8 protein-coding genes are annotated in these 7900 nt (G+C 72.3%); 2 read left to right on the top strand and 6 right to left on the bottom strand.

Annotated elements, in window-relative coordinates; all coding sequences use genetic code 11:
• Window positions 1-47 precede the first annotated feature (47 nt).
• Together ACIBK8_RS23110 and ACIBK8_RS23105 are read right to left on the bottom strand one after the other, a co-directional pair.
• Window positions 48-842, bottom strand: coding sequence for a carbon-nitrogen hydrolase family protein (locus ACIBK8_RS23110; RefSeq protein ID WP_399043681.1), 795 nt, complete (start codon window positions 840-842; stop codon window positions 48-50).
• An 81-nt stretch (window positions 843-923) separates the two neighbouring features.
• Window positions 924-2237, bottom strand: coding sequence for an MFS transporter (locus ACIBK8_RS23105; RefSeq protein WP_399043763.1), 1314 nt, complete (start codon window positions 2235-2237; stop codon window positions 924-926).
• Between the two features lie 183 nt (window positions 2238-2420).
• On the opposite strand from ACIBK8_RS23105, the gene ACIBK8_RS23100 reads away from it, so the two are divergent.
• Entirely contained in the window at window positions 2421-3113 is a 693-nt protein-coding gene (locus ACIBK8_RS23100; RefSeq protein WP_399043680.1) for a DUF2848 domain-containing protein, read from the top strand.
• A gap of 27 nt (window positions 3114-3140) precedes the next feature.
• On the opposite strand, the gene ACIBK8_RS23095 is transcribed toward ACIBK8_RS23100, so the two are convergent.
• The 4 genes from ACIBK8_RS23095 to ACIBK8_RS23080 all read right to left on the bottom strand — a co-directional run bounded on the left by ACIBK8_RS23095 (window position 3141) and on the right by ACIBK8_RS23080 (window position 6970).
• The gene (locus ACIBK8_RS23095; protein ID WP_399043679.1) at window positions 3141-4070 is read right to left on the bottom strand and encodes a LysR substrate-binding domain-containing protein; all 930 of its coding nucleotides are present in this window, start codon (window positions 4068-4070) and stop codon (window positions 3141-3143) included.
• Window positions 4071-4074: 4 nt separating this feature from the next.
• On the bottom strand, window positions 4075-5268 hold the full coding sequence (locus ACIBK8_RS23090) for a glycine C-acetyltransferase (protein WP_399043678.1): 1194 nt from the start codon (window positions 5266-5268) through the stop codon (window positions 4075-4077).
• A gap of 51 nt (window positions 5269-5319) precedes the next feature.
• On the bottom strand, window positions 5320-6348 hold the full coding sequence (tdh, locus tag ACIBK8_RS23085; protein WP_393680485.1) for an L-threonine 3-dehydrogenase: 1029 nt from the start codon (window positions 6346-6348) through the stop codon (window positions 5320-5322).
• 214 nt (window positions 6349-6562) lie between these two features.
• Complete coding sequence (locus ACIBK8_RS23080; RefSeq protein ID WP_399043677.1) at window positions 6563-6970, bottom strand: VOC family protein; 408 nt, start codon at window positions 6968-6970, stop codon at window positions 6563-6565.
• A 510-nt stretch (window positions 6971-7480) separates the two neighbouring features.
• Between ACIBK8_RS23080 and ACIBK8_RS23075 the strand changes: the two genes are divergently transcribed.
• Complete coding sequence (locus ACIBK8_RS23075; protein WP_399043676.1) at window positions 7481-7708, top strand: hypothetical protein; 228 nt, start codon at window positions 7481-7483, stop codon at window positions 7706-7708.
• Window positions 7709-7900: the final 192 nt, after the last annotated feature.

The raw sequence follows: 7900 nt of genomic DNA, 5'->3' as shown, positions 1-7900 counted from the left end.
GCCCTGCCGGGTCGTACGACCCGGCAGGGCGCCCCTGTGCGCAGGCTCTACAGGCGGCGGTTGTCCAGCACCGCGACGGCCCGGCGGACGCGTTCGGTCTCCTCCGTGTCGATGTCGGCGACGTGCAGGCGGGGGGCCGTGTCGAGGCGTACGCGTACGGTGCCGTCGGGGGCGGCGAGGATGCTGTTGCCGATGCCGGTGGGTGCCTTCGTGGGCTGTTCCGGGTCCGCGTCAGGGCCGGGAGCGGCCTGGCCGACGGCCGCCAGCCAGACGGTGGCGTCCAACGCCCGTGCCCGCACCAGGAGTTCCCACTGCTCGCGCTTTCCCGGGCCCGCGCCCCACGAGGCGGGCAGCACGCTGACGGTGGCCCCGGCGTCCGCGTGCGCCCGGAACAGTTCGGGGAACCGCAGGTCGTAGCAGGTGGCCAGGCCGACCTTGACCCCGTCGACGTCGATGGTCACCACCCGGTCGCCCGCGGCGACGGTGTCGGACTCGCGGAAGCCGAAGGCGTCGTACAGGTGGATCTTGTCGTAGGAGTCCTCCACGCCGGGGCCGGTCGCCAGCAGGGTGTTGGCGACCCGGCCGTCGGGGGCGGGCGTGAACATGCCGGCGACGACCGTGACGCCGGTCTCGCGGGCGACCTCGCGGACGCCGTCGGCCCAGGGGCCGTCCAGCGGTTCGGCCAGCGGGGCGAGCGGAATCCCGAAGCACGCCATGGCCGCCTCCGGCAGGACCACGAGGCGCGCGCCGTCGTGTGCCGCGCGGCGCACGTGGTCCTGGACCGTCGCGAGATTCTCCTTCGGTTCCGTCGACGAAGTCATCTGGCAGAGTGCGATACGCATATCCGGTTCCGCTTCCTCTCGTGTCGTGCTGCTGTTCAGCCCTGGGGCGTTGGTGGTGTGACCGGCGGGTGCGCCGCCGGGTCAGGTGCGGCCCACCGGTGCCGCGTCCGCCGCCCGTACGGCGGCGTTCCTGGTGTACTCCTCATCCTCGTCGTGGTCCGCCTCCCTGCCCAGCAGCACCCCCACGATGGTGACCACAGCGGTGGCCGCCAGGTACAGGGCCAGCGGCAGCCACGTCCCGAACGCGCCCAGCAGCGCGGTGAACAGCAGCGGTGCCACGGCGCCGCCGATCACCCCGGCCAGTGTGTACGCCAGGGAAGAGCCGGTATACCGCAGCCGGGGGCCGAACTGCTCGGCGACGAAGGCCGCCTGAGGGCCGTAGAGGAACGAGTGGATCACCAGCGCCACCAGGACGCCCACGGCGAGCAGGGGCCACGAGCCGCCGGCCGCCATCGGGAAGAACACGAAGGGCCACGCGGCGGCGGCGACGGCGCCCCAGAGGTACATCCGGCGCCGGTTCCAGCGGTCCGACAGCGCGCCGGCCAGCGGGATCAGCACGATTTGCAGCGCCGAGCCGATGAGGACGGCGGTCAGCGCCTTGCCGCGTTCCATGCCGAGCTGCTCGGTGGCGTAGGTGAGCACGAAGACGGTGAACATCGCGTAGAGGACGTCCGGTGCGACGCGGCACAGGACGGCGGCTGCCAGGGCACGCGGCTGGGTGGTGAACACCTCGCGGATCGGTGCCTGCGGCCGGTCGCCGCTCGCCTCCATCGCCTGGAAGACCGGCGTCTCCTCCAGCCGCACCCGGATCCACAGCCCGAAGGCCACGAGCACGCCGGACAGCAGGAACGCGATCCGCCAGCCCCAGGCGAGGAACTGCGGTTCGGTGAGCAGCGCGCCGAGTGCGGCCAACACGCCGTTGGCCATCAGGTTTCCGGCCGGCGGGCCGATCTGGGCGGCCGATGCCCAGAAGCCGCGCCGCCGCGCGTCGCCGTACTCGCTGGTGAGCAGGACGGCGCCGCCCCATTCGCCGCCGACGCCGACGCCCTGCGCGAAGCGGAGCACGACCAGCAGGATCGGGGCGGCCGGGCCGATGACGGCCTGGGTGGGCAGCAGCCCGATCAGCAGGGTGGCGGTCCCGATCAGCACCAGCGTCGCCACCAGCACCTTTTTGCGGCCAATGACGTCTCCGAGCCGGCCGAAGAGGAATCCGCCGAGGGGGCGCGAGAGGTAGCCGACGGCGTAGGTGGAGAACGCCAGCAGGGTGCCGGTCAGCGGGTCCTGTGACGGGAAGAAGAGCTTCCCGAAGACAAGCGCCGATGCCGCCGAGTAGACCGCGAAGTCGTACCACTCCAGCGAGGTGCCGGTCAGGCTGGCGATGAAGGCGCGCACCATCGCGCCGCGGCCGGGGGCGGCCGTCGCTCCGAGGGGCTTCGCTCCCCCGCGTTCTTCGTTGTGCATGGTCAGGGCCACCTCGTTCTCCGTTGCTGCTCCTCGGCATACTTGCTGTATACAGGTCGTATGCGCAACCTTTCGAGGGGAATCACTCCCGCGCAACCGATGTGATCTGGAGGAACCATGGCCGCCCTGATCTTCGAACTTCCCGACGGAACACAGCGCGAGGTGATCGTGACCCGGCTGCTGAACGCCGGATACGCGGGCCGCAGCCAGGCGGACGTCGCCGCGCACGTGGCGGAGCTGGCCGAGATCGGCGTACCCGCGCCGTCCACCATCCCCGCTCTGTACCCCGTGGCGCCCTACCTCGCCCAGCAGACCGGCACGGTTCCCGTCCAGCATGCCCGCACCTCGGGCGAGGCCGAATGGGCCCTCGTCGTGGACTCCACCGGTGACCTGCTGCTGACGGCGGCCTGCGACCACACCGACCGCGCCCTGGAGGCGCACGGCGTCGCCTGGAGCAAGAACGCGGGCCCCGACGTCCTGGCCCGCGCCGCCTGGCGGCTGTCCGACGTCGCCGACCGCCTCGACAGCCTGACCCTGCGTGCCTGGGTGACCCCGCCCGGCGAGAGCGGCGAGGTCCTCATCCAGGACGGCACCGCCGGCGAACTGCTCCCGCCGCGCCACTGGGCCGACGCGCTGCGCGAGCGCGGCGAACTGGAGCCCGGCACGGTGCTCATCTCCGGGACGATCCCGATGCGCGAAGGCGTCGACCAGTTCGCGGGCCGCTGGCGCGTGGAACTGGGCGACCCGGCCACCGGGCGGGTCATCGAGCTGGCCTACGACGTAGTGCCGATGCCCGAGCCGATCGGCTGAGCCGGCTCCGGGGTGACCCGTGGGCTGCTAGGCGGTCACCGGGTCACCCGGCGGCACCTTCCCGGCGGCGGCGCCGAGCGCCTCCAGGACGGGCCGGAACAGCGGGTGTTCCTCGGCTCCGCACCGGACGGCCGCGAAGACCCGGCGGGTCGCCACCACACCGTCGACCGGCCGCACCGCCACCTGCGACAGGTCCATGTCGCGCAGCGCGGAACGGGGCACGAGGGCCACGCCCGCGCCCGCGGCGGCGAGCGTGACGACGGCTCGGAAATCGTCGGACGAGTGCGCCAACCGGGGCCGGAATCCGGCGTATTCGCAGGCGAGGACCATCACGTCGTGGCACGGGTTGCCCGGGTACGGGCCGATCCACAGGTCGTCGGCGAGCGCGGCCACCGGGACGGCGCCGGCCCCGGCCAGCCGGTGCCTGCGGGGCAGGACGGCGTCGAACGGCTCGGCGTAGAGCGGCACGCGCACCAGCCGCCGGTCGCCCGCGCTCGGCGCGCCGCGGTACTCGACGGCCACGGCGATGTCGGCGCGGCCGTCGAGCACCATGGGCAGGCTCTCGTCCCCCTCGACGTCACGGACCCGGACCCGGATGCCGGGCGACGTCTCGCCGAGTGCGGTGATCGCCGGGGCCAGCACCACGGAGATCCCGGTGGCGAAGGCCGCGACGGTGACCTCGCCCGCCGCGCCCGACGTGTACGCCGCCACCTCGGCCTCGGCGCGCTCCAGTTCGGCGATGACGGCCCCGGCGTGCCGGAGCAGGATCTCGCCGACCGCTGTCAGCCGCGCGCCGCGGTTGTCGCGGGCCAGGACCTTGTGTCCGGTCTCCTGCTCCAGCGCGGCGATCTGCTGGGAGACGGCGGACGGCGTGAGGTAGAGGGCGGCTGCGGCGGCCGTCACGGTGCGGTGGTCCGCCACCGCCTGGAGGGTGCGCAGCCGCCGAGCGTCGATCACGTCGTCATTCTGCCAGGGCCGCCCTGGCGTCGACGAAGGCGGCCACCGCGCGCTCGACGTCCTGCGGGGAGTGCGCGGCGGACAGCTGGACGCGGATGCGGGCCTGGCCGTGCGGCACCACGGGGTAGGAGAAGCCGATCGCGTACACACCGCGTTCCAGGAGCAGTTCCGCCATCCGTCCGGCCTCGGCCGCGTCGCCGATCATGACGGGGGCGATGGCGTGGTCGCCGGGCAGGATGTCGAAGCCCTCGGCCGTCATCCGGGAGCGGAAGAGCGCGGTGTTGGCGGCGAGCCGGTCGCGCAGGTCGTCCGCGGTCTCCAGGAGGTCGAGGACCTTGAGCGAGGCGGCGGCGATCACCGGGGCGAGGCTGTTGGAGAAGAGGTAGGGGCGGGAGCGCTGGCGCAGCAGGGCGACGATCTCGGCGCGGGCGGCGACGTATCCGCCCGATGCGCCGCCGAGTGCCTTGCCGAGGGTTCCGGTGAGGATGTCGATGCGGTCCATGACGCCGTGCAGTTCGGGGGTGCCGCGGCCACCGGGGCCGACGCAGCCGGTGGCGTGCGAGTCGTCCACCATGACCATGGCGTCGTAGCGGTCGGCCAGGTCGCAGATCTCCCGCAAGGGTGCCACGTGGCCGTCCATGGAGAAGACGCCGTCGGTGACGACGATGCGGCGGCGGGCCGTGGCGGCTTCCTTCAACTGCTTTTCCAGGTCCGCCAGATCGCGGTTGGCGTAGCGGAAGCGGCGGGCCTTGGACAGGCGGATGCCGTCGATGATCGACGCGTGGTTGAGGGCGTCGGAGATGACCGCGTCGTCGGGGCCGAGCAGCGTCTCGAAGACGCCGCCGTTGGCGTCGAAGCAGGAGGAGTAGAGGATGGTGTCCTCCTGGCCGAGGAAGGCCGCCAGGCGGCGTTCCAGTTCCTTGTGCACCTCCTGCGTGCCGCAGATGAAGCGTACGGATGCCATGCCGTAGCCCCAGCGGTCCAGGGCCTCGTGGGCCGCCGCGATGACGTCGGGGTGATCGGCGAGGCCGAGGTAGTTGTTGGCGCAGAAGTTGAGGACCTCGCCCGGCCGGCCGCCCGCGGTGACGTTGACGGTCGCGGACTGCGGGGTGTCGATGACGCGTTCGGGCTTGTGCAGTCCCGCGGTGCGGATCTCGTCGAGGTCGGCGCGCAGGCCGTCGCGTACGGAGTCGAACATGTCCGGGTCCTTTGGTGTCAGGAGGGCGGGCGGGAAATCGGTACGGGCGGGTCAGGCGGCCCAGTCGAGGATGACCTTGCCGCCACGGCCGCTCGCGGCGTCGTCGAACGCCGCGTCGAAGTCGCGGTAGCCGTAGCGTCCGGTGATCACGGGCGCGAGGTCGAGGCCGCCTTCGAGCAGCACCGACATCGCGTACCAGGTCTCGAACATCTCGCGGCCGTAGATGCCCTTGATCGTGATCATGGAGGTGACGATCCGGGACCAGTCGACCGGGAACTCCCCGGCGGGCAGTCCGAGCATCGCGATCCGGCCGCCGTGCGTCATGTTGGCGAGCATGTCGCGCATCGCCTCGGGGCGTCCTGACATCTCCAGGCCGACGTCGAAGCCCTCGCGCAGTCCGAGTGCGCGCTGGCCTTCGGCGATCGTCGCGTCCGCGACGTTGAGCGCGAGGCTGCATCCGATCTTGCGTGCCAGGTCGAGGCGTTCCTCGCTGACGTCCGTGATGACGACGTTGCGGGCGCCGGCGTGCCGGGCCACCGCCGCGGCCATCAGGCCGATCGGTCCTGCGCCGGTGATCAGCACGTCCTCGCCGACGAGCGGGAAGGACAGCGCGGTGTGCACGGCGTTGCCGAACGGGTCGAAGATCGCGGCGACGTCGAGGTCCACGGGGGCACGGTGGACCCACACGTTGGACGCGGGCACCGCGAGGTATTCGGCGAACGCGCCGTCCCTGCCGACGCCGAGGCCCACCGTGGCGCGGCACAGGTGGCGCCGCCCCGCCAGGCAGTTGCGGCACTTGCCGCACACCAGGTGGCCCTCGCCGCTGACCCGGTCGCCCGGCGTGATGTCGACGACGTCCCGGCCGGTCCCGACGACCTCGCCGACGAACTCGTGCCCGACCACCAGCGGCGCGGCGACGGCCTGTTGGGCCCAGCCGTCCCAGGACCTGATGTGCAGATCGGTGCCGCAGATACCCGTCCGCAGGACCTTGATCAGCACGTCACCTGGGCCGACGGTGGGCTCCGGTACGTCCCGCAGCCACAGGCCGGGCTCCGCCTTGTCCTTCACCAGCGCTTTCACGGATGAGACTCCCTACGGAAGCGAACCCGGGCGCTGCGGGAGCAAGGGCCGGGCGGGGAAAGCCCGCGAGGCGCCGAGCCGGGAGCGGCTGCGGACGATCACGCCGGGCGGAGATCAATCTGCCGCGCGGGCGCCTTCCCCGTCCATCGATCATTTCTTAAGCCCCGCAACAGATCAGCTTCATCCGCCGGTCCGTACCGGTGGGCGCCGCGGTTCAGCCCGCGTGGCCCGCGCTGACGCAGAACGGCTGGCCCGCGGGGTCGAGCAGGACGGTCCACCGGCCCTGGCCCGGCTGGTGGGCGGGCTTGGTGGCGCCGAGGGCGAGCAGCCGCTCTTCGGCGGCCTGCGCGTCGTCGAAGGCGAGGTCGACGTGGAAGGGGAGTTCGTCCCGGGGCCAGTCGGGGGCCTTGAAGTCGCGGGCGGTGTAGAAGACCAGGGACTGGGTGCCGTCGCTGATCAGGCGGGCGGCCGTGTTGCCGTGCTCGTCGGGGAATTCCTGCCGGGTCTCCCAGCCCAGGGCGGCGGCGTAGAAGTCCGCGAGTGCCTTGCCGTCGGGGGCCCAGAAGCCGGTGCCCAGCAGGGTGCCGGTGGGTGCGCTCGCGGGTGTGCCGGTGGTCGTCATCGCTGTGGTGTCCTTCGTGCGGCGGAGAGTGGAACGGGGGATGCGGTGCGCGGGGTGCGCCCGGCATCCGTCGCCTCTGAAGGTGCCCTCCGTATAGGTCGGTTGGCGTCCTATTCGCGGGACGGCCCGGAGGGGACGTGTTCCGGGGGCGCGGAACGCTGCGTTCAGGTGCCGAGGTGGACGTGGCCCGCCGAGCGGGTGGGAGTGCGGGGCAGCCGGTCGCGTGCGGCGCGCACCGCGTCGTGGAGGGCGCGGGCGGACGGATCCGCAACCAGCCAAGCAGAATTCCCCCGCTCCCCGACGGCTCTCCACAACCGAACACCCTTTGCGGTGAGGGGAGTTCCGCATACCGCCCGCCATCGGCTCGTCGCCCCCGGAAATCCACGCACCGCGCACACCCCCTCACAGGCAGTTGCCCCGGCGTGTCCGGAGAATACCCAACCTCCCGTAGCGCCCGCCGAATTGCGCCTGATCAGGGACAGCGTGACGCGGCGCCCTTACGCTGACACCGTGTCGCAAAGCGAATTGGAACGGCTGGCCAGAATCCGGATGCAGATCACGAAAGAATCCTTGGAACGCGCCCTGGCCGCACTCCAAGGCCACCCCATACCCGACGGCGAAGAGCCGCAACCCGGACAGGAACCCGAACAGGCACCACAGCAAGAACAGCAACAGGAACCCGAGGAGAACACCCCTCCCCCACCCCCCGCACCGCCCTACCTGCGTCTGCTCCCCTGACGGTCCGGCATCCCGGCCGGACACGGGGACGAAGGCACCGGGAGCCACCGCGTCGGCACACGCGGGCGGCTCCGGGAAGCGGAAGGCCCGGCGATGCGCCGGACGCCCCGGATCCGGCGCGGGCGCACCGGACGGCCCCACAAGGGCGTACCCGACGGGCGGCCCCCTACCGGAGCGCCGCCCTCATCGGCC

Source organism: Streptomyces sp. NPDC050161 (assembly GCF_044460025.1).
Lineage (GTDB): Bacteria > Actinomycetota > Actinomycetes > Streptomycetales > Streptomycetaceae > Streptomyces.
This window is presented reverse-complemented; position numbering and strand designations above follow the sequence as displayed.